General features: G+C 74.0%; 22 protein-coding genes. 11 read left to right on the top strand and 11 right to left on the bottom strand.

Annotated elements, in window-relative coordinates; genetic code table 11:
* Positions 1 to 87 precede the first annotated feature (87 nt).
* Positions 88 to 480 (bottom strand): YciI family protein, encoded by a 393-nt coding sequence (locus BLU95_RS29370; RefSeq protein ID WP_093865215.1) that lies wholly within the window; start codon positions 478 to 480, stop codon positions 88 to 90.
* Positions 481 to 680: 200 nt separating this feature from the next.
* On the opposite strand from BLU95_RS29370, the gene BLU95_RS29365 reads away from it, so the two are divergent.
* Positions 681 to 1613, top strand: a complete 933-nt coding sequence (locus BLU95_RS29365; protein WP_093862632.1) for an oxygenase MpaB family protein — start codon at positions 681 to 683, stop codon at positions 1611 to 1613.
* A gap of 21 nt (positions 1614 to 1634) precedes the next feature.
* Here BLU95_RS29365 and BLU95_RS29360 read toward each other — a convergent pair whose 3' ends face one another.
* Positions 1635 to 2417, bottom strand: coding sequence for a hypothetical protein (locus tag BLU95_RS29360; protein ID WP_093862631.1), 783 nt, complete (start codon positions 2415 to 2417; stop codon positions 1635 to 1637).
* Between the two features lie 117 nt (positions 2418 to 2534).
* The gene (locus tag BLU95_RS29355; RefSeq protein WP_093862630.1) at positions 2535 to 3065 is read right to left on the bottom strand and encodes a MarR family winged helix-turn-helix transcriptional regulator; all 531 of its coding nucleotides are present in this window, start codon (positions 3063 to 3065) and stop codon (positions 2535 to 2537) included.
* A 108-nt stretch (positions 3066 to 3173) separates the two neighbouring features.
* Between BLU95_RS29355 and BLU95_RS29350 the strand changes: the two genes are divergently transcribed.
* From BLU95_RS29350 to BLU95_RS29340, 3 genes are all read left to right on the top strand, one after another.
* Entirely contained in the window at positions 3174 to 4289 is a 1116-nt protein-coding gene (locus BLU95_RS29350; protein WP_093862629.1) for a substrate-binding domain-containing protein, read from the top strand.
* A 106-nt stretch (positions 4290 to 4395) separates the two neighbouring features.
* On the top strand, positions 4396 to 5940 hold the full coding sequence (locus BLU95_RS29345) for an APC family permease (RefSeq protein WP_093862628.1): 1545 nt from the start codon (positions 4396 to 4398) through the stop codon (positions 5938 to 5940).
* Positions 5937 to 6956, top strand: coding sequence for an acetamidase/formamidase family protein (locus BLU95_RS29340; protein WP_093862627.1), 1020 nt, complete (start codon positions 5937 to 5939; stop codon positions 6954 to 6956). The genes BLU95_RS29345 and BLU95_RS29340 overlap by 4 nt, the downstream gene beginning before the upstream one ends.
* 10 nt (positions 6957 to 6966) lie before the next feature.
* On the opposite strand, the gene BLU95_RS29335 is transcribed toward BLU95_RS29340, so the two are convergent.
* Positions 6967 to 7392 (bottom strand): SgcJ/EcaC family oxidoreductase, encoded by a 426-nt coding sequence (locus BLU95_RS29335; protein WP_231977844.1) that lies wholly within the window; start codon positions 7390 to 7392, stop codon positions 6967 to 6969.
* A gap of 383 nt (positions 7393 to 7775) precedes the next feature.
* On the opposite strand from BLU95_RS29335, the gene BLU95_RS29330 reads away from it, so the two are divergent.
* Positions 7776 to 8822 carry an isopenicillin N synthase family dioxygenase gene (locus tag BLU95_RS29330; RefSeq protein WP_093862625.1) on the top strand — a complete coding sequence of 349 codons (1047 nt, stop codon included), beginning with the start codon at positions 7776 to 7778 and terminating at the stop codon, positions 8820 to 8822.
* A 156-nt stretch (positions 8823 to 8978) separates the two neighbouring features.
* Positions 8979 to 9713 carry a MerR family transcriptional regulator gene (locus BLU95_RS29325; RefSeq protein WP_093862624.1) on the top strand — a complete coding sequence of 245 codons (735 nt, stop codon included), beginning with the start codon at positions 8979 to 8981 and terminating at the stop codon, positions 9711 to 9713.
* A gap of 12 nt (positions 9714 to 9725) precedes the next feature.
* On the opposite strand, the gene BLU95_RS29320 is transcribed toward BLU95_RS29325, so the two are convergent.
* The 4 genes from BLU95_RS29320 to BLU95_RS29305 form a co-directional block, all read right to left on the bottom strand.
* A complete protein-coding gene (locus tag BLU95_RS29320; protein WP_093862623.1) occupies positions 9726 to 11912 on the bottom strand; it encodes a 3-hydroxyacyl-CoA dehydrogenase NAD-binding domain-containing protein in 2187 nt (728 codons plus the stop codon).
* A 54-nt stretch (positions 11913 to 11966) separates the two neighbouring features.
* Entirely contained in the window at positions 11967 to 13181 is a 1215-nt protein-coding gene (locus BLU95_RS29315) for an acetyl-CoA C-acetyltransferase (protein ID WP_093862622.1), read from the bottom strand.
* Between the two features lie 134 nt (positions 13182 to 13315).
* A complete protein-coding gene (locus BLU95_RS29310; RefSeq protein ID WP_093862621.1) occupies positions 13316 to 14458 on the bottom strand; it encodes an acyl-CoA dehydrogenase family protein in 1143 nt (380 codons plus the stop codon).
* 27 nt (positions 14459 to 14485) lie between these two features.
* On the bottom strand, positions 14486 to 15781 hold the full coding sequence (locus BLU95_RS29305) for a CaiB/BaiF CoA transferase family protein (protein WP_231977843.1): 1296 nt from the start codon (positions 15779 to 15781) through the stop codon (positions 14486 to 14488).
* 197 nt (positions 15782 to 15978) lie between these two features.
* On the opposite strand from BLU95_RS29305, the gene BLU95_RS29300 reads away from it, so the two are divergent.
* From BLU95_RS29300 to BLU95_RS29285, 4 genes are all read left to right on the top strand, one after another.
* Positions 15979 to 17145, top strand: a complete 1167-nt coding sequence (locus tag BLU95_RS29300; RefSeq protein ID WP_093862620.1) for a hypothetical protein — start codon at positions 15979 to 15981, stop codon at positions 17143 to 17145.
* On the top strand, positions 17142 to 18533 hold the full coding sequence (locus BLU95_RS29295; protein ID WP_093862619.1) for a sensor histidine kinase: 1392 nt from the start codon (positions 17142 to 17144) through the stop codon (positions 18531 to 18533). Before BLU95_RS29300 ends, BLU95_RS29295 begins: the two co-directional genes overlap by 4 nt.
* Positions 18530 to 19294 (top strand): response regulator transcription factor, encoded by a 765-nt coding sequence (locus BLU95_RS29290; protein ID WP_093862618.1) that lies wholly within the window; start codon positions 18530 to 18532, stop codon positions 19292 to 19294. The genes BLU95_RS29295 and BLU95_RS29290 overlap by 4 nt, the downstream gene beginning before the upstream one ends.
* Positions 19295 to 19468: 174 nt before the next feature.
* Positions 19469 to 20131 (top strand): Pr6Pr family membrane protein, encoded by a 663-nt coding sequence (locus BLU95_RS29285; RefSeq protein ID WP_093862617.1) that lies wholly within the window; start codon positions 19469 to 19471, stop codon positions 20129 to 20131.
* A 115-nt stretch (positions 20132 to 20246) separates the two neighbouring features.
* Here BLU95_RS29285 and BLU95_RS29280 read toward each other — a convergent pair whose 3' ends face one another.
* Entirely contained in the window at positions 20247 to 20621 is a 375-nt protein-coding gene (locus tag BLU95_RS29280; protein WP_093862616.1) for a toxin Doc, read from the bottom strand.
* Positions 20622 to 20649: 28 nt separating this feature from the next.
* Complete coding sequence (locus BLU95_RS29275) at positions 20650 to 20862, bottom strand: hypothetical protein (RefSeq protein ID WP_093865213.1); 213 nt, start codon at positions 20860 to 20862, stop codon at positions 20650 to 20652.
* A gap of 238 nt (positions 20863 to 21100) precedes the next feature.
* Here BLU95_RS29275 and BLU95_RS29270 point away from each other — a divergent pair, with 238 nt between their 5' ends.
* Positions 21101 to 22762: a S41 family peptidase gene (locus BLU95_RS29270; RefSeq protein ID WP_093862615.1), complete on the top strand. Its 1662-nt coding sequence runs from the start codon at positions 21101 to 21103 to the stop codon at positions 22760 to 22762.
* A 3-nt stretch (positions 22763 to 22765) separates the two neighbouring features.
* On the opposite strand, the gene BLU95_RS29265 is transcribed toward BLU95_RS29270, so the two are convergent.
* Positions 22766 to 24373 carry an ABC-F family ATP-binding cassette domain-containing protein gene (locus BLU95_RS29265; protein ID WP_093862614.1) on the bottom strand — a complete coding sequence of 536 codons (1608 nt, stop codon included), beginning with the start codon at positions 24371 to 24373 and terminating at the stop codon, positions 22766 to 22768.
* Positions 24374 to 24691 lie beyond the last annotated feature (318 nt).

Below are 24691 nucleotides of genomic sequence, written 5' to 3'. Positions count from 1 at the left end.
GGCCGGGCCCGCCCACGGGGGTGGCGGGCCCGGCCGGACCGGCGCTCACGCGTCGGCGCTCGCATGTCGGCGCTCACATGTCGGCGCTCACACCTCCACCGGCGGCTCCGACATGATCCGGCGCACTTCGACCGGCATGCCGAGCGGCTTCCCCTCCGGCCCCGGGGCGGCCGAGACCTTGGCCGCGACCTCGACCGCCCGCTCCCGGCTGCCGCAGTCCACGATCCACCAGCCGGCCACCCACTCCTTGCTCTCCGCGAACGGCCCGTCGGTCACCACCGGCAGGCCGCCGCCCTGCGCGCGGACGATCCGGGCGGTCTCCGGCACGTCCAGGCCCTGGGCGTCGACGAGTTCGCCGGTGCCGGCCAGCTCGGCGTTCAGGTCCCGCATGTACTGGACGTGCACCCGGACGTCCTCCAGCGGCCAGTCCTCGACCTTCGGGAAGTCGACGTCCTTCTTGCTGAACTGCATCAGCAGCATGTACTTCACGGTCGTACTCCTCGTTCGTGGTGGGCCTGCACCGAGAGGTCGGAGCCGGCCGCGCGGTCTCGACACCGCCGACCGGAAATCCTGGAAGATCTTTTCGGGCTCCCGGCGGACCGGCCCCGGCGGACCGGCCCCGGAACGCCCGGCGGGGTGCCGTTGACCCGGCCCTGACCAGGACTCTAGGGTCGGGGCCCGTGCAGCGATACGACTGGCTGAAGAAGATTCAGCGCATGGACCCGGAGACCGAGTTCACCGAGATCTACCGGATCAGCAGCTGGTACGAGTTCCCGTGGGACTACAACCAGTCGCTCAGCTTCGCGCTGTACCGCACCTACGCGGTGCCCAGCATCGGCGGACTGCTGGCCACCACCGGCGAGTTCACCCGGCGCACGCAGAAGCGCTACGACGACACGGTGCTGATCCTGGAGGCGGTGCTCGAGCACGGATTCGACTCCTCGCAGGGCCGCGAGGCGATCCGCCGGATGAACGGGATGCACCGCCGGTACGACATCTCCGACGCCGACTACCACTACGTGCTGTCCACGTTCGTGGTGACGCCCAAGCGCTGGATGGACGACTACGGCTGGCGGCGGCTCTCCCCGCACGAGATCCGGGCGAGCGTCAACTACTACCGGGAGCTGGGCCGCCACATGGGCCTGACCGGCCTCCCGGCGACCTTCGAGGAGTTCGAGCGGCTGCTCGACGGCTACGAGCGCGAGCACTTCGCCTTCGACGAGGGCGGCCGGGCCGTCTCCGACTCGACGCTCGGCCTGATGGCCTCCTGGTACCCGGCACCGCTGCGGTCCTCGATGCGGCTCTCCTCGCTCTGCCTGCTCGACGACCCGCTGCGCGAGGCCTTCGGCTACCCGGCCCCCTCGGCGCCGCTGCGGCGCGCCGTGCGCACGGGGATGCGGCTGCGGGGCCGCTTCGTCCGCCTCCTCCCGCCGCGCCGCCGACCGCACCTGGGCCGGGACGGGTGGCAGGTGCGGAGCTATCCCGGCTACCCGTACGGCTACCGGATCAGCGAGCTGGGCACCTTCGAGGACGCCGCCCCCTCCGGTGGCGGCTGCCCCTTCCCGCACGCGGCGGCGGACGGGAAGGGGCCCCGGACGGACGACACGCCCTGACGCGTCGGCGAGCCGGGTCCGTCAGGCGGCGGCCTTCGGGAGGTCGCCGTCGACGACCGACCCGGCGGACAGGGAGGGCAGGACGACCGGCACGTCGTAGTCGGTGAAGTCGAGGGTCATCCGCTTCCCCGCGGACTCGCCCCACCCGTCCTCCAGCCGCAGCGGCACCATGGCGCCCTCCGCCGCGAGGTGGGCGGTGTAGGGGCCCTCCTCCTTGGAGCTCAGCATGACGCCCATGCTCGCCCGGTCGCCGACCGTGCCGGGGTCGCCGGCCAGGCCGGTCCACGCACTGTTCGGGTCGCCGAAGGCCGTCAGCCCGGTCAGGTCGCAGAGCTCGGCCATGGAGGAGTACTCCGACCCCGGGGGGACCTTGAACCAGCGGTCCCGGTAGCGCTCGGCGACCTCCGCGCCCCGCATCGCGGTGAGCGTCGCGGCTGTCGGCCGGACCAGAAGCGTCCGCTCGGCGGTGCGCACGAGTTCGAACTCTCCCTTGCCCCCGACGCCGACCTTGACCGCACACTGGCCCTTCCGGTCGGCGGAAAGCTGGATGTCGGTCCTCCGGCCGCCGTCCTCGTCGTCGACGACGAATCCCGTCATCCGCACCGAGGACACGTGTCCGTACGCCTCGCGCCCCTTGTCGAGCAGTCGCTTCCCGGTCATCGAGGCGACGCGTTCGGTCGGGCTGGGCGAGGCCTGGCTCGACGCAGCAGCGGCTGCGGTGGTGCCCTTGTCGTCGCAGGCCGTCGCGGTGAGGGCCAGGCCCAGAGCGGCGAGGGCCGCGACGACGGAACGGTTGGCAGGCATGAACGATTCTCCCGGGAACGGAACGCTGATTCGACCCCGCACGATGCAGTCCGGGCTGCCGGTTCGTCAAACGCGATCCCGGGGCCACCCCTCGCCCCCGGTCCGGTCGGGCCCCGGTCAGGCCCCGGTGAGGTGGCGCAGCAGCGGGCCCGGGTCGGGGGTGCCGCAGGCGGTGCGGACGGCGGCGTCGTGGGCGGCGGCGAGGGCGTCCAGGCGTTCGAGCCGGATCAGGCCGCGCCGGGAGAGATGGGCGGTGATCCGGCGGCGGTCCTGCTCGTCCTGGCGGCGGTAGGCGAGGCCGGCCTCGGTGAGGGCGTCGACGATGCGGCTGAGGCTGGCCTGCGGGATGAGCAGCGCCTGGGCGAGGTCGCCCATCGAGCGGCCGGCGTCGTCGGTGAGGCACCGCATGACCCGCCACTGGTCCAGGGTGCAGTCCTCGGCCTCCAGGCGGGCGGCCAGGTCGCGGGCCAGCCGGCGCTGGGCGAGGGTGAGGAGTTCGATCAGCAGCGGCTCGTCGGCGGCGGAGGCCGAGGCAGCGGGGGCCGCGGTGCCGACGGCCGAAGTACCGACGGCCGGGGTGTCGACGGCCGGAGTACCGACGGCCGGGGTGTCGACGGCCGGAGTGTCGGAGGTGGCTGGTGGTGTCATGGCCGTCTCGCTCTCCCCGTCGTTCGTCCCGCGGCCGGTCCCGTCGTCCCGCCCGGCCTTCCCGCGCCCGCTTGGCCGGACCGGCTGCCATGACGATACTCGCAAGCCATGGGCGCCGATGTGAAGCTGCTGGAGCCACTCGACGCGCTGTACCTCCCCCGCGAGGCACCGGCGCTGAGGGTGGGCCTGGTCGTGCCGCAGTCCGGCCCGCTCGGCCTGACCGGTCCCTCGGCGCTGGACGGCGCGCTGCTGGCCGCGCACGAGGTGAACACCGGCGGTGGCGTGCGCGGCCGGCCGCTGGAACTGGTGCTGGTGGACGGCGGCGGCCCGCCGGACGCGGTGGCCCGGGAGGTGGCGCTGCTGCTGGACGCCGGGGCGGTGGACACCGTGGCGGGCTGCCACTCCAGCGATGTGCACCGGGCCGTCGAGGCGGTGACCACCGGGCGGTCGGCGTACGTGTTCACCCCGCCGCACGAGGGCGGGACGCGGCTGCCGGGCGTCGTCTGCACCGGGGCGGAGCCGGCCCGCCAACTCGCCGGGGTGGTCGAACGGCTCACCGGGCTGCACCGGCTGCGCCGATGGGCGCTGGTCGGCAACGACTACATCTGGCCCCGCGCCGTGCACCGGGCGGCCGGGTCGGCGGTGGTCCGGGCCGGGGGGCGGGTGGTGCTCGACCGGCATCTGCCGTTCGGGACCACCGACCGGGGGCTGGAACCGCTGCTCGACGCGCTGCGGACACGGCGGGCCGACGCGCTGCTGCTGAGCCTGATCGGCGCCGACCTGGTCCGGTTCAACCGGGCGCTGCGCCGCACCGGCCTGGACCGGCGGCTGGTGCGGCTGTCCGGCGCGCTGGAGGAGAACAGCCTGCTCGCGTCCGGCGGGGACACCACCGGCACGCTGTACGCCGCGATGCCGTCGTTCGCGAGCCTCGGGGAGGACCGCCGGGTGCGGCTGGCCGAACGGCACCGGGCGGTGTTCGGCCCGTACGCGCCGGTGCTGGACGCGTACGCGGTGGGCCTCTACGACGGGCTGCACCTGGTGGCGGCACTGGCGGCGCGCGGGGAGCTGGTCGCGGACGGGGGGCTCGCGCGGGCGGCGGCGCGCCTGTTGCACGGCGAGGGCCCGGCGGCGCGGCGGGCGTGGGCCCGGGCCCCGCTGGGACCGGCCAGGGAGGGGGTGCACCTGGCACGGGCGGAGGGCCTGGGGTTCACCGTCCTGCCGTGAGCGGCGGGACCGCCCGGCGCCCTCCCGCCAAAACCCTTCCATTTGGAAATAACTGGCTCTAGTGTCTCCCACCACCACCCCGGGTCGTCACGGAAGCGAGCCCCCCATGTCCGAAGCACCCGCCCCGCCCTCCGGCCCCGGCGGCGCACCGGCCGACCCCGCCGGCGCCGCCGCTTCCCCCGTTCCCTCCGAGCCCGCCGGCATCGAGGGCTACGGCTACCGCCAGGAGCTGCGCCGCTCCCTGCGCTTCACCGACCTGCTGGTCTACGGCCTGGTCTTCATGGTGCCGATCGCCCCCTTCGGCATCTTCGGCAGCGTCTTCCAGGGCTCGGGCGGCATGGTCGCCCTGGCGTACGGGCTCGGGATGGTGGCGATGATGTTCACCGCCCTCTCCTACGCCCAGATGTCGCGGGCCTTCCCGATGGCCGGCTCGGTGTACACCTACGCCGGGCGCGGCATCGCGGCGCCGGTCGGCTTCCTGGCCGGCTGGATGATCCTGCTGGACTACGTGCTCGTGCCCGGCCTGCTGTACCTGATCGCCGGTGTGGCGATGAACTCCCTGGTACCGGCCGTACCGGTCTGGCTGTGGCTGGTCGGCTTCGTGCTGCTCAACACCGCCGTCAACTACCTGGGCGTCGAGATGACCTCGAAGGTCAACAAGGTCATGCTGGTGGGCGAGCTGCTGGTACTGCTGGTCTTCGTCGGCTTCGGCCTGGCGGCGCTGGCCGCCGGCAAGGGGCGCGGTTTCGACTTCACGCCCGTCTACAACTCCCAGACGTTCTCCTGGAGCCTGGTGTTCGGAGCGGTCTCGGTGGCGGTGCTGAGCTTCCTCGGCTTCGACGGGATCTCCACCCTCTCCGAGGAGAACCGGGACTCCGCCCGGGCCGTCGGCCGCTCGATGATCGCCGCCCTGCTGCTCGCCGGCTCGCTGTTCATCGCCCAGACCTGGATCGCCTCCCTGCTCGTCCCGGACCCGAACGCGCTGATCACCGAGGGCGATCCGGACGGCACCGCCTTCTACGACGCCGCCCGGGTCGCCGCCGGCGGCTGGCTCGCCACCGTGACGGCCGCCGCCACCGCCGTCGCCTGGGGCTTCGCCAACTCCCTGGTGGCCCAGGCCGCCACCTCCCGACTGCTGTACGCGATGGCCCGGGACCGGCAGTTGCCCGCCTTCCTGGCCAGGATCCACCCGGACCGCCGCGTCCCGGTGAACGCCACCCTGCTGACGGCGGGCGTCTCGCTCGTGCTCGGCCTCTGGACGGCCTCCCGCGAGGACGGCATCACCCTGCTGTCCACCCTGGTGAACTTCGGCGCGCTGACCACCTTCCTGGTCCTGCACGTGTCCGTGGTGGTGCACTACCTGGTGCGGCGGCGCAGCCGGGACTGGTGGCGCCATCTGGTCGCCCCGGCCGCCGGATTCGCCGTCCTGGCGTACGTGGTGGTGAACGCGGACATCGCCGCGCAGCGGCTCGGCTTCGTCTGGCTGGCGATCGGCGGGCTGGTCCTGGCCGGGCTGATGCTCTCCGGCCGCCGGCCGAGCCTGGCGGCGGTCGGCACCGACCGGCCGTCGGCCGCCGACCCGTCCTCCCCCGACTCGCCCTCCACGGCCCCGTCCTCCCCCGCCCCGCCCCTCAGCAAGGAGAACCAGTGAGCCTGCCCGACGTCGTCACGCTCTCCCCGACCCCCGACGAGTACGCCTACACCTTCGGCGGACGCGCCCCGCTGGTGACGGTCCGGCCGGGCACGATCGTCGAGCTGACCACGGAGGACTGCTTCGGCGGCCGGGTCCGCGGCACCGGCGACCTGCCCAGCGAGGTGTGCGAGTTCCCCTACCTCAACCCGGTGACCGGACCGATCGCGGTGGCCGGCGCCGAACCCGGCGACACCCTCGCGGTGCACTTCGTGGAGATCGCCCCGGCCCGGGACTGGGGGATCTCCAGCACCTTCCCGCACTTCGGCGCGCTCACCGCGACCCACAGCACCGCGATGCTGCACGCCCCGCTGGAGGAGCGGGTGTGGGTGTACGAGCTGGACCGGGCGGCCGGGACCTGCCGGTTCCGGGCCCGGGTCGGCGACTTCGCCGTCGATCTGCCGCTCGACCCGATGCACGGCACGGTCGGCGTCGCCCCGGCCGGCGGCGAGACCCTGATGTCGATCACGCCCGGCGCGCACGGCGGCAACCTCGACACCCCCGAGATGCGGACCGGCGCCACCGCCTACTTCCGGGTCAACGTGCCCGGCGGCCTGCTCGCCGTCGGTGACGGCCACGCCCGCCAGGGCGAGGGCGAGGTGTGCGGCACGGCGGTCGAGACGGCGATGCGCACCACGGTCGTGGTCGACCTCGTCAAGGGCGGCGGGCCCGCCTGGCCGCGGCTGGAGGACGACCGGCACCTGATCTCCACCGGTTCGGCCCGGCCGCTGGAGGACGCCTTCCGGATCAGCCAGCACGATCTGGTCGGCTGGACCGCGGAGTTGCTCGGCCTGGACACCCTGGACGCCTACCAGCTGGTCAGCCAGGCCGGCCTGGCACCGGCGGCCAATGTGTGCGACACCAACTACACCATGGCCGCCAAGCTGCCCAAGTCGCTGCTGGGCCGCACCCGGGCGTACGGCGGTCTGCACGACCGGCTCCGCGCGACCGCCGCGGCCTACCTCCGCCACCGCTAGCCGGTGCGGCTCATTCACCGACCACCGGGGTGTTCTGATTGGCCGTCAGCAGCCAGCGGCCGTCCTCCTTGGCCATCACGTACAGCGGGCTGCCCTCGTCGCCGACCTGCTCACCGGCGGCGTCGAGGTACCGCTGGCGGACCTTGACGGCGGCGACGTCGGGGCGGACGAAGAACACGTGCGACACCTCGTAGGTGGCGGTGTTGCCGGTGCCGGAGAAGCTGCCGGGGAGCACCGCGCGGGTGAACTCGGCGATCGCGTCCCGTCCGAGGAGGACCTTGCCGTGCCCGGTGGTCCAGATCGCGTCCTCCCGGAAGAGGTCGATGAACACCTCCGGGAGTTCGTTGACCTGCGCGTGCTGGACGGTGGCGACAACCTGCTGGATGGCGGCGAGCTCGGCCTCGACGGAACCGGCGTTCATGAGTGCGTTGTTCATGTGGACAATCATGGAAGTTGAAGCTCGCTTGAGGTCAAGCGCCGCAAGGAATCCCGCCGCCCGGCCCCTTGCCGGAACGGCACGACGGGAGCACTATCTCGGCATGCCCATGCCATGAGCCCGGCCCCGGCGCCCATCACCCGAACGGTTGATCTAGGCTGGTGACGTGCTCATACTCGTTCGCCGTCGCCACGTGGACCTGCTCCGCGTGACCAGCATGTCCTGTCGACGCTCCAGCTGAACCTCGCACCCCACCCTCAGCGCGGCCCCGACCGGCCGCGTCCCCCTCCCCGGCCCCGGGCACACCCGCCGCACCAGGCGCGTCCCCGGCGTTCCCGGTCACCACCGGAGCCGGCCGGGACGAGACCCAGCGGATGTCATCCATGTCGCAGCAGCACCCCACCACCACCCCCTCGGCCACCCTCCCGACCACTGAGGACGCCCTCCCGGTGATCGACCTCTCGCTCGCCCACGGCAGCCCGGCGGACCGCACCCGGCTGCACGACGCGCTCCGGGCCGCCGCCACCGGCGTCGGCTTCTTCCAGCTCGTCGGCCACGGGGTCACCCCGGCCGAGACGGACGCCCTCACCGACGCCATGCGGGCCTTCTTCACCCTCCCCGAGGCCGACCGCCTCGCCGTCGCCAACCTCAACTCGCCGCACTACCGCGGCTACACCCGCACCGGCGACGAGCGCACCGGCGGCAGCCAGGACTGGCGCGACCAGCTGGACATCGGTGCCGAACTGCCCCCGCACGTCCCCGCCCCGGGCGAACCCGCCTACTGGTGGCTGGAGGGCCCCAACCAGTGGCCCACCGCCCTGCCGGAACTCCGCGACGCCGCCCTGACCTGGATCGACCGGCTCGGCACCGTCGCCCGCACGCTGCTGCACGAACTCCTCACCGCGATCGGCGCCCGGCCGGACTTCTACGACTACGCCTTCGCCGGCCACCCGCACCTGCGGCTCAAGCTGGTCCGCTACCCGGGAACCGCCCCGGACGGCGCCGGCCAGGGCGTCGGCGCCCACAAGGACTACGGCTTCATCACCCTGCTACTCCAGGACACCGTGGCCGGCCTCCAGGTGCAGCGCGCCGACGGCTCCTTCCTGGACGTCCCGCCGATGCCGGGCGCGTTCGTGGTCAACCTCGGCGAACTGCTGGAGGTCGCCACCGACGGCTACCTGAAGGCCACCAGCCACCGCGTGGTCAGCCCGCCCGGCGCCCGCGAGCGCTACTCCGTCCCGTTCTTCTACAACCCGCGCCTCGACGCCCACATCGAGCCGCTGGACTTCCCGCTCGCCCACCACGCCCCCGGCGCCACCCAGGACCCGGCCAACCCCCTCTACGCCGACTTCGGCTTCAACGAGTGGAAGGGCTACACCCGCGCCCACCCCGAAGTCACCCGCCGCCACCACCCCGACCTCGCCGCCTGAGGCCGGGCAGCCCCGCCCCCGGTGCAGGACGCCCCCCGGGCCCGCGCTCCGCCGTCGGAGCGCGGGCCCGGTCGCGTCCGTGGGCGTGGACCGGGTGGGACAGTGGTGTCACACTTGTGGTGTCACAGTGATGGTGCTACGAGACGGGAGGCGGGGGTGGAGGTGCGGCTGACGGTGGACGAGTTGGCGGCGCGGGCCGGGGTCACGGTGCGGACGGTGCGGTTCTACGGGACGAAGGGGCTGCTGCCGCCGCCGGTGCTCGGGGCCCGGCGGGTGGGGTGGTACGGGGCCGAGCACCTGGACCGGCTGGGGCTGATCGAGGAGTTGCAGCGGCAGGGGCTGACCCTGGCCGCGATCGAGCGGTACCTGGCCCGGCTGCCGCAGGACCCCACCCCGCTGGACCTGGCGATCCACCGGGCGCTGGTGGCCTCCTGGACGCCGGAGACGCCGGAGCAGGCGGGGCGCGAGGAGGTCGAGCGGCGGGCCGGGCGGCGGCTCTCGGAGGAGCAGCTGGACCGGCTGGCCGCGATGGGCGCGCTGGAGCGCACCGCGGACCCGGAGGTGTTCCGGGTGGACCAGGGACTGCTGCCGCTCGGGGTGCGGATCCTGGACGTGCCGATCCCGCTGGAGACGCTGCTCGCGGCACGCGCCGTCGTGGTGGAGCACAGCCGGGCCACCGCGCGGGAGCTGCACCGGCTGTTCCGGGAGACGGTCTGGCGGCCGTACCGGGAGAGCGAACCGGAGCCCGACGACGTGGAGCGGATGAAGGCGCTCACCGACCACATCCAGCCGATGGTGGCGCAGGCGCTGGTGACGGCGTTCCAGAAGTCGCTGCGGGAGGAACTGGGCGAGGCGGCCGCCGAGGAGCGGCGGGCCGCCCCGCCCGGGTGACGACGGGCCTGGTCAGTCGGTGAAGGTACGCCCCTCGGCGGCGATCCGCTCCAGCAGCGCGGGCGGCGCGAACCGCTCCCCGTACGCGGCGGCGAGTTCGCGGGCGCGCTCCGCGAAACCGGCCGGGCCGCCCGGGTAGCCGTTGATGTACTGGAGCACACCGCCGGTCCAGGCCGGGAAGCCGATGCCGAGAATGGAACCGACGTTGGCGTCCGCCACGGAGGTGAGCACGCCCTCCTCCAGGCAGCGGACGGAGTCCAGGGCCTCGCTGAAGAGCATCCGCTCCTTGAGGTCCTCGAACGGGACGTCCACGTCCGCGCGGGTGAAGTGCTCGCGCAGGCCGGGCCAGAGCCGGCCCCGGGCGCCGCTCTCGTCGTAGTCGTAGAAACCGGCGCCGCCGCTGCGGCCGGGGCGGCCGAACTCGTCGACCATCCGGTCCACCACCGCGTCCGCCGGGTGGGCGGTCCACTCGCCGCCGGCCGCCTCGACGGCGCGCCGGTACTCGTCGCGGATCCGGCGCGGCAGGGTGAGGGTCAGCTCGTCGAGCAGCGAGAGCACCTTGGCCGGGTAGCCGGCCTGGGCGGCGGCCTGCTCCACACTGGCCGGCTCGACCCCCTCGCCGATCATGGCCACGCCCTCGTTGATGAACTGGCCGATCACCCGCGAGGTGAAGAAGCCGCGCGAGTCGTTCACCACGATCGGGGTCCGGCCGATCTGCCGGACCAGGTCGAAGGCGCGGGCCAGCGCCTCGTCCCCGGTCTGCGGGCCGCGGACGATCTCCACCAGCCGCATCCTGTCGACCGGCGAGAAGAAGTGCAGCCCGATGAAGTCGGCGGTGCGCTGCACACCCTCGGCGAGCAGGCCGATCGGCAGGGTGGAGGTGTTGGAGCAGAGCAGCGCGTCGGGTGCGACGACGCCCTCGACCTCCTGGAACACCTTGTGCTTGAGCTCCGGGTTCTCGAAGACCGCCTCGATCACCGCGTCGCAGCCGGCCAGATCGGCGGCGTCGGCGGTGGGGGTGATCCGCGCGAGCACCTCGTCGCGCTGAGCCCCGGTGCGCCGGCCGCGGGCCACCGCCTTCGCCAGCAGGCCCTCGGAGTAGGCCTTCCCGCGCTCGGCGGCCTCGACCGTGACGTCCTTGAGCAGCACCTCGATGCCGGCCTCGGCACAGGTGTACGCGATACCGGCGCCCATCATCCCGGCACCGAGCACGGCGACCCGGCGGACCGTCCGCTTCTCCACCGAAGCCGGACGCCCGGCACCGGAGTTGACCGCCTGGAGGTCGAAGAAGAGCGCCTGGATCATGTTCTTGCTGGTCTGCCCGCAGGCCAGCTCGGTGAAGTAGCGGGCCTCGATCGCCATCGCCGTGTCGACGTCCACCTGGGCGCTCTCCACGGCCGCCGCGAGCACGTTGCGCGGCGCCGGGTAGGGGGCGCCGGCCAGCTGCTTGCGCAGGTTGGCGGGGAAGGCGGGCAGGTTGGCGGCGAAGGCCGGGGTGCTCGGGGTGCCGCCGGGGATCTTGTAGCCCTTGACGTCCCAGGGTTGGACGGGAGCCGGGTTCGCCTCGATCCAGGCCCGCGCCCGCTCGGCCAGCTCCTCCGGGGTGGAGACGAGTTCGTGCACCAGACCGTGCTGGAGGGCCTGCGCCGGCCGGTACTGGCGGCCCTGCAGCAGGAACTTGAGCAGGGCGTCGGTGATGCCGAACAGCCGCACCGTGCGGACGATGCCGCCGCCGCCGGGCAGCAGACCGAGGGTGACCTCGGGCAGGCCGATCCGGCTGGCCGGGGTGTCGAGCGCGATCCGGTGGTGGCAGGCGAGGGCGAGTTCCAGGCCGCCGCCGAGCGCACTGCCGTTGATCGCGGCGACGACCGGCAGGCCGAGCGTCTCCAGGGTGCGCAGGGCGCGCTTGATCCGCATCGACTTCTCGAAGACGGCGGCGGCGTCCTCCGGGCGGGCGGCGGAGAGCATCCTCAGGTCGCCGCCGGCGAAGAAGGTCTTCTTGGCGGAGGTGATCACCACGCCGCGCAGCCCGCCGGCGGCGCCGAGGCCGGCCAGCCGGGCGACGACGGTCTCGAAGTCGGCGGTGAACGCCTCGTTCATGGTGTTGACGGACTGGTCGGGGTCGTCGAGGACGAGGGTGACCACGCCGTCCTCGTCCTGCTCCCAGCGGATGGTGGTGGTGTCGCCGGTGTCGCTCATGGGGTTCTGGTCTCCTGATGGGGCCGGAAGGGGAGGAGGTCTCGGGGGCGCGGGTCAGACGCGCTCGACGACGGTGGCGATGCCCATGCCGCCGCCCACGCAGAGGGTGGCCAGGCCGTAGCGGAGGTCGCGCCGCTCCAGTTCGTCGATCAGGGTGCCGATGAGCATCGCCCCGGTGGCGCCCAGCGGGTGGCCGAGGGCGATCGCGCCGCCGTTGACGTTCACCTGGTCCGGGGAGAAGCCCATCTCCCGGACGAAGCGCAGCGCGACGGCGGCGAACGCCTCGTTGATCTCGACCAGGTCGATGTCGGCGGCGGTCAGTCCGGCCTTGGCGAGCGCCTTGCGGGTGGCGGGGGCGGGGCCGGTGAGCATGATGGTCGGCTCGGAGCCGGAGACGGCGGCGGAGACGATCCGGGCGCGCGGCCGCAGTCCGTAGCGCTCGCCGATCTCGCGGCTGCCGATGGCGACCAGGGCGGCGCCGTCCACGATGCCGGAGGAGTTGCCGGCGTGGTGGACGTGGTCGATGGCCTCCACCCAGTGGTACTTCTGCAGGGCGACGGCGTCGAACCCGCCGGCCTCGCCGATCGCGGCGAACGAGGGCTTGAGCCCGGCCAGGGTCTCGACGGTGGTGCCGGGGCGGATGAACTCGTCCCGTTCCAGGACGACCAGGCCGTTGCGGTCGCGGACCGGGACCACCGAGCGGTCGAACAGCCCGTCGGCCTGGGCCTTGGCCGCGCGGGCCTGGGACTCGGCGGCGAAGGCGTCGACGTCGGTGCGGGAGAAGCCCTCGATGGTGGCGATCAGGTCGGCGCCGATGCCCTGGGGGGCGAAGTTGGTCTCGTAGGCGGTCATCGGGTCGGCGAACCAGGCGCCGCCGTCGGAGGCCATCTTCACCCGGGACATCGACTCGACGCCGCCGGCCAGGATCAGGTCCTCCCAGCCGGAACGGACCTTGGCGGCGGCCATGTTGACGGCTTCCAGACCGGAGGCGCAGAAGCGGTTCTCCTGGACGCCGGCCACCGTGTCGGGCAGTCCGGCCGCGACGGCGGCGATCCGGGCGATGTCGGAGCCCTGGTCGCCGACGGGGCTGACCACCCCGAGCACGATGTCGTCGATCGCCGCCGGGTCCAGCCCGGGGAAGCGGCGGCGGATCTCGTGGATCAGGCCGACGACCAGGTCGATCGGCTTGGTGCCGTGCAGCGAGCCGGTGGCCTTGCCCCGGCCGCGCGGGGTGCGGATCGCGTCGTAGACGTACGCTTCGGTGGTCACGGTGGGCAGCCTTTCGGGGCGGGGTGCGGGGTGCGGGGTGCTCGGGGTACGGGGTGCTCTGCGTACGGGTTGCCGGGTGCTGGGTGCGTCGGCGTGGCGGCCGGGGCCGGGGCCGGGGCCGGGCCGTGCGGGGTTCAGCCGAGGAGGGAGCGGCCCACGATCTCCTTCATGATCTCGGTGGTGCCGCCGTAGATGGTCTGGATGCGACCGTCGGTGAACGCCCTGGCCACCGGGTACTCGGTCATGTAACCGTAGCCGCCGTGGAGTTGGAGGCAGCGGTCGGCGGTGCGCTTCTGCAGTTCGGTGGCCCACCACTTGGCCATCGAGGCGTCCGCCGGGGTGAGCGCGTAACGGTTGTGCTCGGTGATGCAGCGGTCCACGAAGGCGCGGGTGACGGCGCACTCGGTGGCGAGTTCGGCGATCTCGAAGCGGACGTGCTGGAGCTTCGCCAGCGGCCGGCCGAACGCCTCGCGCCCCTTGACGTACTCGGTGGTGATCTCGACCAGGTACTCCGCCCCGGCGATCGCGGCGGCGGCGATGGTGAGCCGTTCCTGCGCGAGGTTGCGCATCAGGTACAGGAAGCCCTGGTCGAGCTCGCCGAGCAGGTTCTCCTTCGGTACGCGGACGTCCTCGAAGAACAACTCGGCGGTGTCCTGCGCCTTCTGGCCGATCTTGTCGAGGTTGCGGCCGCGTTCGAAGCCGGGCATGCCCCGCTCGACGACCAGCAGGCTGAGGCCGTGGGCGCCGCCCTCGGGGGTGGTGCGGGCGACCACGATCACCAGGTCCGCGAGGATCCCGTTGGAGATGAAGGTCTTGGCGCCGTTGAGGAGGAAGTGGTCCCCCCGGTCCTCGGCCCGGGTGCGGATGCCCTGGAGGTCGGAGCCGGTCCCGGGCTCGGTCATCGCGATGGCCGTGACGAGTTCGCCGGAGCAGAATCCCGGCAGCCAGCGGCGCTGCTGCTCCTCGGTGGCGAGCGAGGTGAGGTACGGGCCGATGATGTCGTTGTGCAGCCCGATCGCCAGTCCGGACGCCCCGGCCCGGGCGAACTCCTCGGCCAGTACGGCGGCGTAGCGGAAGTCGGCGTTCCCGCCGCCGCCGTGCTCCTCGGCGACGGCGAGGCCGAGCAGCCCCTGCCGACCGGCCGCCAGCCAGGCTTCGCGGTCCACGATGCCGGCCTTCTCCCAGCGGTCGTAGTGCGGCAGCACCTCCTTGGCGAGGAACGCCCGGACGGTGCCGCGGAAGTCCTCGTGCTCGTCGGTGAAGAGGTCGCGTTGCACGGCAAACTCCTTGGGAGGGTGTCGGGTTCAGGCGGTCGGCGGCGCGGGGGTGCGGGCGGGGGCGGCGGGGCCGGCCGGCTCGGCAGGCTCGACGGGCCCGGCCGCCCCGGCCGCGAGCGAGGGCGCGCCCCAGTCGCGGGCGACCTCGGCGGTGTCGGCTCCCGGCCGGGCCGGCGGGCGGCGCAGCGCGCCGGGGGTGGCGGAGAACCTCGGTGCGGGGGCCGGCTGGACGACGCCGGCCACCTCGACGTACGTCCCCCGGCTCACCAGGTGCTCGTGCGCATGGGATTGACGCATCGTCAGTACGGGCTCCACGCAGGCGTCCGACCCGGCGAAGACGAGCTCCCATTCGGCGCGGGTACGGCCGGCGAAGCGCGTCGCGATCCGGGCCCGCAGCTCGGGCCAGCGGGCGGTGTCCCACTGTCCGGGCGCGTCCGGGCCGAGCTCCAGCAGCCGGGCGAACTCGGCGTAGAACTGCGGCTCCAGCGCGCCGACCGCGAGGTGGCCGCCGTCGGCGGCCGGGTAGACGGCGTAGAACGGCGCGCCGCCGTCGAGGAGGTTGACGCCGCGCCGGTCCTGCCAGCTGCCGCCGGCCAGCAGTCCCTGGAGGACGGCGGTGAGGTGGGCGGCGCCGTCGACGATCGCCGCGTCCACCACCTGACCGGCGCCGGTTGCGCGGGCGTGGTGGAGGGCCGCGAGCAGACCGACGACCAGGTAGAGCGAGCCGCCGGCGTAGTCGCCGAGCAGGTTGGCGGGGAGGGCGGGCGGCCCGTCGGGATCGGCCGCGGAGCCGTCCGCAGGGACTGCCGCGGGGACTGCCGCGGAGCCGTCCGCGGGGACTGCCGCCGTCGGGGCGACCAGACCGAGCACGCCGGCCACCGCCGTGTACCCGATGTCGTGCCCGGCCCTGGCGGCCAGCGGCCCGTGCTGCCCCCAGCCGGTCATCCGCCCGTAGACCAGCGCCGGGTTGCGGGCCAGGCAGGCTTCCGGCCCGACCCCGAGGCGCTCGGCGACCCCCGGCCGGTACCCCTCGATCAGCAGATCGGCCCGGGCCACCAGGTCGAGCACCTGCCCCGGCCCCTCGGGGGCCTTGAGGTCGACGACCACCGAACGCTTGTTGCGATTGGCGATGTCGTACGCCGGCTCGATGCCGAGCGGCGACGGCTCGGGGCGGTCCACCCGGACCACGTCCGCGCCGAGGTCGCCCAGCAGCATCGCGGCGAACGGTCCGGGGCCGATCCCGGCGAGTTCGACCACCCGGACCCCGGCCAGCGGCCCGCCCGCGCCGCCGCCGTGCACACCGCTGCCACCCACGGGCGCCACGGCCCCTCCGAGGATCGACGAAGTCTGACAGTAAAGCTGTAACACTCGCGATGATAGGCAAGCGACCCGCCGGTAACAAGACCTCCGGCCCTCGCCCGCCGGGACGGCGGCGGTCCGCCCGGATCCCCCCGGCGGGGGAGGCGGATCCCGTCTCCGGAGGACGCGCGGGCCGCCCGACCCGCGCGACCGTGGGACACATGACCTCGATGCTCCCGACCCGCGCACCGGCCCCGACCCCGACACCCGACGTGCCACCCGCTCCGGCCCCGGACGGCGTACCGGCCCCGGCACACCGCCCCGACGCACCGGTCGGCCGGGCCAGGGCCGTGGCGTCCGCGGTGGCCGTCGCGGCGACCGTGCCCTATCTGGGCCTCAAGCTGCTCTGGCTCACCGGCCACCCGGTCGGGGCCGGCGACGGCGACGCCATGGACGACCTGTGGCTCGTCAACCTGCTGACCTTCGGCATGGACACCGTCGCCGTCCTGCTCGCCCTCTCCTTCGTCCGGCCCTGGGGGCGCCGGGCTCCCGCCGGGTTGGTGGCCTTCCCGATGTGGGTCGCGACCGGACTGCTCGGGACCCTCCTGGTCGCCCTGCCGCTGTTCCTGCTCGCCACCCTGCTGCTCGGCCCGGACCAGGCGCCGCCCGGCACCGACGACGGGCCGAGCGGCTGGGTGTTCCCGGTGGTGTACGGCGGGTTCGCCGTCCAGGGGCTGGCGCTGATCACCGGCTTCCTGCTGTACGCGCGGGAACGCTGGGCCGGACTGCTGCGCCACGACCGGATCGGCGACCTCCCCCGCTCCCCTACCCTCACCACCCAACGGGCCTTCGCCTGCGTCGCCGCCCCGCTCGCCGCCGGGGTCGCGGCGGCCCGGGTGTACTGGGCCTGCGGGGGGACGACCGGGCTGCCGCTGGAGTGGCAGGAGTACCGCGGCCGGGGCGTGGCGGTGATGGACGGGGTGACGGCCCTGATGGCGGTGGCCGCCGGCGCGGCACTGCTGCTGCTGGTGTTCCGGGGCCGTCCGGGGTGGCGGCTGCGCGGACCGCTGGCCGTGCTGTGGACGGCGGCCGGGTCGCTGTTCGGCTGGGGATCCTGGCAGTTGGTGGCGTTCGGGACGTTCACGGCGGCGCCCGATCCCCGGCGGGCGGTGCCGGGCCTGCTGACCCTGGTGAAGTCCGCCCAGGTGGTGACCGGGCTGCTGGTCCTGGCGGTGGGCGCGATCGCCCTGGCCGAGCGGTCCGCGGCCGGCGCCGCCCCCACCATCGCACGGGCCGTCCCGGACACCGCGCGGGCCGTCCCGGACACCGCGCGGGCTACGTCGGTCCCGCGCCGGATCCGGACGGCTGACGTAGAGTCTGCGCAATGATCACGGGGGCGGGGGCCGACCGGCAGGCGGACGCGAGCACGGGCACGGAGCACAGCACCGGCACCGGCACCGGCACCGGCACCGGCAGCACGGGCACGGACACGGGCACGGAGACCGACCGGGCCGCGGGCCCCGTCCGCCGCACGCTGCGCGCCCTGTTCGGCCGGCAGGCCCGGCTGCGGTGGGTGCACCTGGTGCTCGGCGGTGCGCTGCTGATGCCGTACTGGCTGCTGTCCACCGTCCTGCTGGGCTCGCTCGACCCACGCAAGGGGCCGCTGCTCCAGGTCCTGCTCTACTTCGCCGCCCTCGCCACCTCGCTCCCGATGGCCGCCGCCACCGCGCTGGTGCCGACCGTACGGGCCCTGGAGGGGGCGGCCGCACTCGCGCTCTGCGCGCCCGCCCGGGCGGGCGAGGTGGTGACCGGTCCGGCCCGGTCCTGGGCGGCCCGGCGGCGGTCGGCCGGCTGGTTCGTGCTGCACCTCGCGTTCGGCGGCATCGTCAGCGGAATGACGCTGACCGGCACGCCGTTCGCGCTGATGCTGATCCTCCGCCCGGTCGGCTTCGAGGAGTTGACGCGGTTCTGGGAGGACAGCGGCGTACCGGGACCACTGCCCGGCCCGGTGCTGGGCCTGGCCCTGCTCGCGCTGATCGTCGGCACCAGCGCCGGCCTCGGCGGCCTGCTGGCCCGCTGGGCGCCCGTACTGCTCGGCCCGACCCCGGACGAGCGCCTGGCCGCCGCCGAGCGGCGCGCCACCGTGCTCGCCCAGCGCAACCGGCTGGCCCGCGAACTGCACGACTCGGTCGGCCACGCGCTGAGTGCCGTCGGCATCCAGGCCTCCGCCGCCGCCCGGGTGCTGCGCACCGACCCGGAGTTCGCGGCGGAGGCGCTGGCCGCCATCGAGGAGACCGCACGCGGCGCCGTCGCCGAACTGGACGCGGTACTGGGGCTGCTCCGCGAGGAGGAGCGGGCCGAGGCCGGCACGGCCGGACCGACCCTGGCCGGGTTGGACGACCTGTTGCGGCAACTCGCCAGGACGGGAGTGCAGGTGGACGCCGAGCTGGCGCCGGGCCTGGACCGGCTGCCGCCCGGGTTCTCCCGCGAGGCGTACCGGATCGTCCAGGAGGGCCTCACCAACGTGCTGCGGCACGCCGGGCCCGCACCCGCCCGGCTGCGGGTCTCGCTGGCCGAGGAATGGGTGGGGATCGAGCTGACCAATCCGCTCGACCGGCTCCGGCCCGGCCGGCCCGGCGGCGGACGCGGGCTGCGCGGGATCGGCGAACGCGCGGCGGCCCTGAACGGCGACTGCGCGGCCGGGCCGACGGACGACGGAACGATGTGGCGGCTGGCCGTCCGGCTGCCGGTGGGTACGGGAGGAGAGCAAGGGTGAACGGTCCGAGGAGCACGGCAGGGGTCGACCGCGGGGCGGCGGGGGCCGCCGGCCCGGTGCGGGTGGTGATCGCCGACGACGAGCGGCTGGTGCGGACGGGCCTGCGGGTGGTCATCGACGCCGAACCGGACCTCACCGTGGTCGGCGAGGCCGCCGACGGCGCCGAGGTGGTGCCGCTGGTGCGCGAACAGCGTCCGGACGTGGTGCTGATGGACGTCCGGATGCCCGGGATCGACGGCATCCGGGCCACCGAGCAGCTGATCGGCGGGATGGCCGAGCCGCCCCGGATCCTGGTGGTCACCACCTTCGAGCACGACGACCACGTGTACGACGCGCTGCGGGCGGGGGCGGCCGGCTTCCTGCTGAAGCGGGCCCGGGCGGAGGAGATGGTGCAGGCGGTGCGGCTGATCGCGCGCGGCGACTCGCTGCTGTTCCCGGCCGCCGTCCGCGATCTCGCCCTCCGGTACGGGGCGCCGTCCGCGCGGGACGCCCGTCCGGCGCCCGGCCGGGCTGCGGCCCCGGGCCGGGGTCGCACGCCGATCGAGCGGCGAACGCCGATCGAGCGGCTGACCGAGCGTGAGGGCCAGGTGCTGCGACTGATGGCGGCGGGCCTGAGCAACGGGGAGATCGCCGCGAAGCTCGTGCTCAGCCAGGAGACGATCAAGACGCACGTGGCCGGCGTACTCGCCAAGCTCGGCGCGCGGGACCGCACCCAGGCGGTCATCGCGGCCTACGAGTCGGGCTTCGTCCTGCCGGGCTGAGCCCGGCGTCCGGAGCCGCCCGCCGAGGTGTCGGCCGAATATCCCAGGGGCATCCACAGGGAATCCGGTAGGTGGAGGAACGTTTTTCCGCTCCCCCGGACCCACAGGTAGAGTGCGATCTTCCCCTTCGACGTCCGATACCTCCTGTATCGCCCGAAAAGAACTGGTGGCCGCATGTCAGTCCGGACCAGCCCGGCGCTCTGGTGGCGCGCCGGCATCGTGCTCTCGACGGCCCTCGGCCTGAGCCTCCAGACCGCGCCGCTGGTGTACTTCACCGTCCAGAGCAACGTGATCGTGCTCGGCTACTTCATCGGCGCCGTGTACTGGATGCTGAAGCGCGGGACCACCGACGCGCCCGCGCCCCGGCTGCGCGGCGCCGCCACCCTGTACATCCTGATCACCGGACTGGTCTCGCACATCCTGCTCGAGCACGGCGCCAACCCGTTGCCCGGCCTGTTCGACGGGCCGGACAAGCTCCAGCACTGGTCGTCGTTCTTCGTGCACTACGTCACCCCGGTACTGGTGATCGTCGACTGGCTGGTGTTCCGGCCCCGCAACGCCTCCTCCTGGCGGGACATCCCGCTCTGGCTGACCTTCCCGCTCGGCTACGCGGCGCTCGTGCTCGTCCGCAACGCGCTGTTCTCCAACTACCCGCTGCCGTACCCGTACTTCTTCTTCGACCCGACCACGAAGGGGTACGGCTACGTCTGGGGGCAGATCGCCCTGCTGACGGTCGAGTTCGTGGCGCTGGCCGCCGTCGTGGTCGGCCTGGACCGGCTGGGCACCCTGGTCCGCACCAGGCTGGGGCGCGACGGCACCACCCCGACCGGGGCCTGACGGGGCGTCGGCCCTGGGGCGGGTGTCGACTCCGGGGCGGACGTCGACTCCGGGGCGGACGCCGGCTCCGGAGCCGGTGTCGACCCCGGTCCGGCGCCGGACCCGGCATCGGGCCTCAGATCCGCCAGGACCGGATCCGGTCGGCCGCCGCGAACACGTCCGCCCGTCCCTCCACGATGTCCCGGGCCAGCTCGACCAGCGCCCCGTACGGCGGATCGACGCCCTCGCCCGCCGCGTGCATGTACGCGGCCGTCGCCATGCAGGCGAAGAGGTTGTTGCGCAGCGGCAGCGGGCGCAGCAGCACGATGGTGTGCATCAGGGTGGCGGCGCACCAGGCCGGATCGGCCTCGTGGCCGAGCTGAGCGGTGTTCACCCGGTGCCGTGCGACCGCCGCCTGGAGTGCCGAGTAGTCGCGCACGCTGAGGTCCTCGGGCGAGGCCAGCTCCTGGATGTCGAGCAGCCAGCGCAGATCGACGCGCGGAAGCAACATCGCGCCACCCCTCCCGTGACGGCACCGCTCAGGCGGCGGGCGCGTCCTCCGGGAAGGCCCGGTCGAACTCCTCGCGGTGCTCGTTCCAGAACGCCACCGCGTGGGAGACGAACACCCGGCGCTGCTGCTCCCGCACGCTCAAGTCGTGCACGTACGCCTTGACACTCTTCCCGTCGGCGGCGGCGGCCTCGCGGATGGCGGCGAGTTCGTGCTCCGTGTACTCGATGCTGAGTGCTGGCATGGCGCCGATGGTACTGGAGCCCACAGGAGTTGGACACTGAGCCGACAACCCCGAGAGCACTCGGGGAGCCTCTGGTCCGCAGGTCGGAGCCGGGTGCGCCGAGGCGTACCTCCGGGGTACAGGTGGGGACGGATCCGCAGGTTGACGTGCCGGGACCGGTCGGGCCCGTACCGTCGGCCCTGGACGGCGGAGAGGCTCCGCGGGGGGACGCCCGGACCGGAGAACGGCAGGGGACGACATGGGTATCGGACGGCGGAGGCCTGCGGGCCGGACGACCAGGGCGACCGGGGCAGCGGGGGCGGTCAGGGCGGCGGGGGTCGCCGCGGTCGCGCTCGCGGTCACGGCGGGGACCGTCGGCGCGGCGGGTGCCGTCGGCGCGGCGGGTGCCGTCGGCGCCGCGCCGGACGGGGACGGCGACGCGAGGCGGCCGGGGGTCGACCGGCTGGAGGGCGTCTGGCGGACGGACGGCTACGGCATGATCGTCGAGATCCGCGGAACGACCTTCACCACCTACGACGTGACCCGGATCAGCTGCACCCCGGGCTTCTACTCCGGCACGCAGATCGGCGCGCCCGGACGTGACGGCACCGTCCGGTATGGCCAGTCCGGCAAGGCGTACGCGTCGTCCTCGCTCACGCCCCGGGGACGCGACCGGGCCGTGTACTCGGAGGACGGCGCCGCCTCCACCAAGGACTTCACCCGGTTGCCCGGGCTCCCGGCCCAGTGCCGGCAGCCCGCCCCGCAGGACGCGCTCGCGACCTTCGACCGGTTCTGGGCGACCTTCGAGGAGAACTACCCCTTCTTCGCCGCCAAGGGCGTCGACTGGCGTGCGCAGGGCGCGCGGGCACGGGCCGGCATCACCTCGCGGACCAGCACCGACGACCTGCAGAAGATCATCGTGGGCCTGCTGGAACCGCTCGGCGACGCGCACACCGCGCTGGGCCGCAAGCGCCCCGGCGGCGGGTACGACGGTGTCTTCGGCGGGCTGCGCCCGGGCACCGCGGAGCCCACCGACGACGTCCGGGAGCAGGCGGCCCGGGCGGTGGCCGCCCAGCTCCTCGCCCCCGAGCAGACCTTCGGCCGGGGCCTGCTCGGGGTCGGCGAACTCCCGGGCGGCATCGGCTACCTGCGGGTCAGCGCCTTCGACGGCTACGTCGACGACGGCCCGTACCAGGACCACGCCGCCGAGCTGGACAAGGCGCTGGACCTCTTGCTGGCGCACCCCGAGCGACTGAACGGCGTGGTGGTCGACCTCCGGCTGAACGGCGGCGGTTCGGACCAGCTGGGTCTGCGGATCGCCTCCCGGCTCACCGACCGGCCGTTCCTGGCCTACCGCAAGGTGGCCCGCAACGACCCGGCCGACCCGAGCAGGTTCACCCGGCCCCAGCCGAGCGTGGTCCGCCCCGCCGCCGGCTCCACCCGGTACACCGGACCGGTCGCCCTGCTGACCGCCGGCTCGACCGTCAGCGCGGGCGAGACCTTCACCCAGGCGATGGCGGAGCGACGGCCGGCACCCGTCCGGATCGGCGAGAACACCCAGGGCGTCTTCTCCGACGTCATGTTCAAGCCGCTCTCGGCCGACCTCGTGGCCGTCCTGCCGAACGAGAAGTTCCTCACCCGCTCCGGCAGCACCTTCGACGGACCGGGTGTCCCGCCGAACGTCCGCACCCCGGTGTTCACCCCGGAGGAGCTGAGCCAGGGCCGCGACTCGGCACTGACCGAGGCCCGCAGGCTCCTCTCCGCCGGGCGCACCGGAGCGACGGACACCACGGACACCGCTGACGCCACGGACACCACGGACATTACGGACGCCACGGACGCCACGGACGCCACGGACGCCACGGACGCCACCGGAGCCTCGGCAACCGCCGGGGCCGGAGCCGCAGCCGCCCCCCGCTGACCGTCACATCGGATCCACCGTCCTCAGCTCGCCGTCCAGCTCCAGCCAGCGGGTGATGCCGAGGCCGCGCAGGAACGGCAGGTCGTGGCTGGCGACGATCAGCGCACCCCGGTAGGCGGCGAGCGCCTGGGTGAGCTGGCGCACACTGGCCAGGTCGAGGTTGTTGGTCGGCTCGTCGAGCAGCAGCAGCTGCGGCGGCGGGTCGGCCAGCAGCAGCGCGGCCAGGGTGGCCCGGAACCGCTCGCCGCCGGAGAGCGTGCCGGCCGGCTGGTCCGCCCGCCCGCCGCGGAACAGGAACCGGGCCAGCCGGGCCCGGATCGCGTTGTCCCCCGCGTTCGGAGCGAACAGCTTGACGTTGCCCACCACGGTCAGCTTCTCGTCCAGCAGGTCCAGCCGCTGCGGCAGGTGCCGGAGCGACACCGGGGCGGTGATCGTGCCGGAGAGCGGGGCGAGCTCGCCCGCGACGGTGCGCAGCAGCGTGGTCTTGCCCGCGCCGTTGCGGCCGACCAGGGCGATCCGCTCGGGCCCGCGGAGGTCCAGCTCCGCGGTGATGCCGTTCGGCAGCCGCACCCGCTCCAGGGTGAGCACGGTGCGCCCGGCCGGAACGGCGGTACGGGGCAGGTCGATCCGGATCTCGGCATCGTCCCGCACGGCCTCCTCGGCCGCGGAGAGCTTGCGCCTGGCCTCCTCCAGCCGCTCGGTGTGCATGCCCTGGAGGCGGCCGGCGGTCTCCTGGCCCTGGCGTTTGAGCTTGCCGGCGAAGATGTGCGGATCGTTGCGGGTGACCGAGCGCTTCTTCCCGTAGCTGGCGCTGCGCTCCAGCCTCGTCCTGGCGTCGACCAAGTCCCGCTTCTGGCGCTGGACATCGGCCTCGGCGTGGCGCAGCAGCCGCTCGGCGGTCTCCTGCTGGGCGGCGACGGTGCGCTCGTACTCGGCGAAGTTGCCCCCGTACCAGATGACCTGACCGTCCCTCAGTTCGGCGATCTGGTCGACGTGCTGGAGCAGCTCACGGTCGTGGCTGACGATCACCATCACCCCGCCCCAGCCGGCCACCGTGTCGTAGAGCCGCTCACGGGCCGCCCGGTCGAGGTTGTTGGTCGGCTCGTCGAGCAGCAGCACGTCGGGGCGGCGCAGCAGCAGGGCGGCCAGCCGCAGCAGCACGGCCTCGCCGCCGGAGAGTTCGCCGGTGGTGCGGTCGAGGCCGAGCCGGCGCAGGCCGAGCCGGTCGAGCAGGGCGCGGGCGCGCTCCTCGACGTCCCAGTCGTCGCCGATCGCGTCGAAGTGGCGCTGGTCGGTGGATCCGGCCTCGACGGCGTGCAGGGCCTCGCGCGCGGCCCGGACGCCGAGCGCCTCGTCGACCCGCAGGCCGGTGTCCAGGGTGAGCCCCTGCGGGAGGTAGCCGATCTCGCCGCCCACCTTCACGGTGCCGGAGGTGGGCGTGAGTTCGCCCGCGAGCAGCCGGAGCAGGGTGGACTTGCCCGCGCCGTTGAGCCCGATCAGTCCGGTGCGGCCGGGGCCGACGGCGAGGTGGAAGCCGTCGAGGACGGGCCTGCCGTCCGGCCAGTCGAAGGAGAGGTCGGTGCAGAGGAGCGAGGTGGTGGGTTGTGCCATGGAGGCCTCCCGAGGGTCTGCCGGACGCGGCCGGTCACCGGACGTGATCGTGGGACGACACGGGGAGACACCGCGGGTGTGCGCGGGACCGGGGTGGGGCCGGGACGGGGCTCGGGTCGTCAGAGCGACGGGGGACGCCGGGCCGGCTCACCACTGAGGTCGGGCACTCGCACACTCACGGACCGCGCGGGCAGCACTGGGGCTGCGGAAGGGCAGCGAAGTCGCTGCGGCGCGGCGGGGGCGGTGTCTCGGGACCTCAGTAGAGCAACGGCCTTCTCCTGTTCTGGCGGGTGGCAGGGATCACGCTACGGAGGCCTC

The sequence above is a fragment of the Streptomyces sp. TLI_053 genome (genome assembly GCF_900105395.1).
GTDB lineage: Bacteria > Actinomycetota > Actinomycetes > Streptomycetales > Streptomycetaceae > Kitasatospora.
Note: the sequence above shows the minus strand (reverse complement) of the source record. Positions and strands in the feature narration are given on the sequence as shown.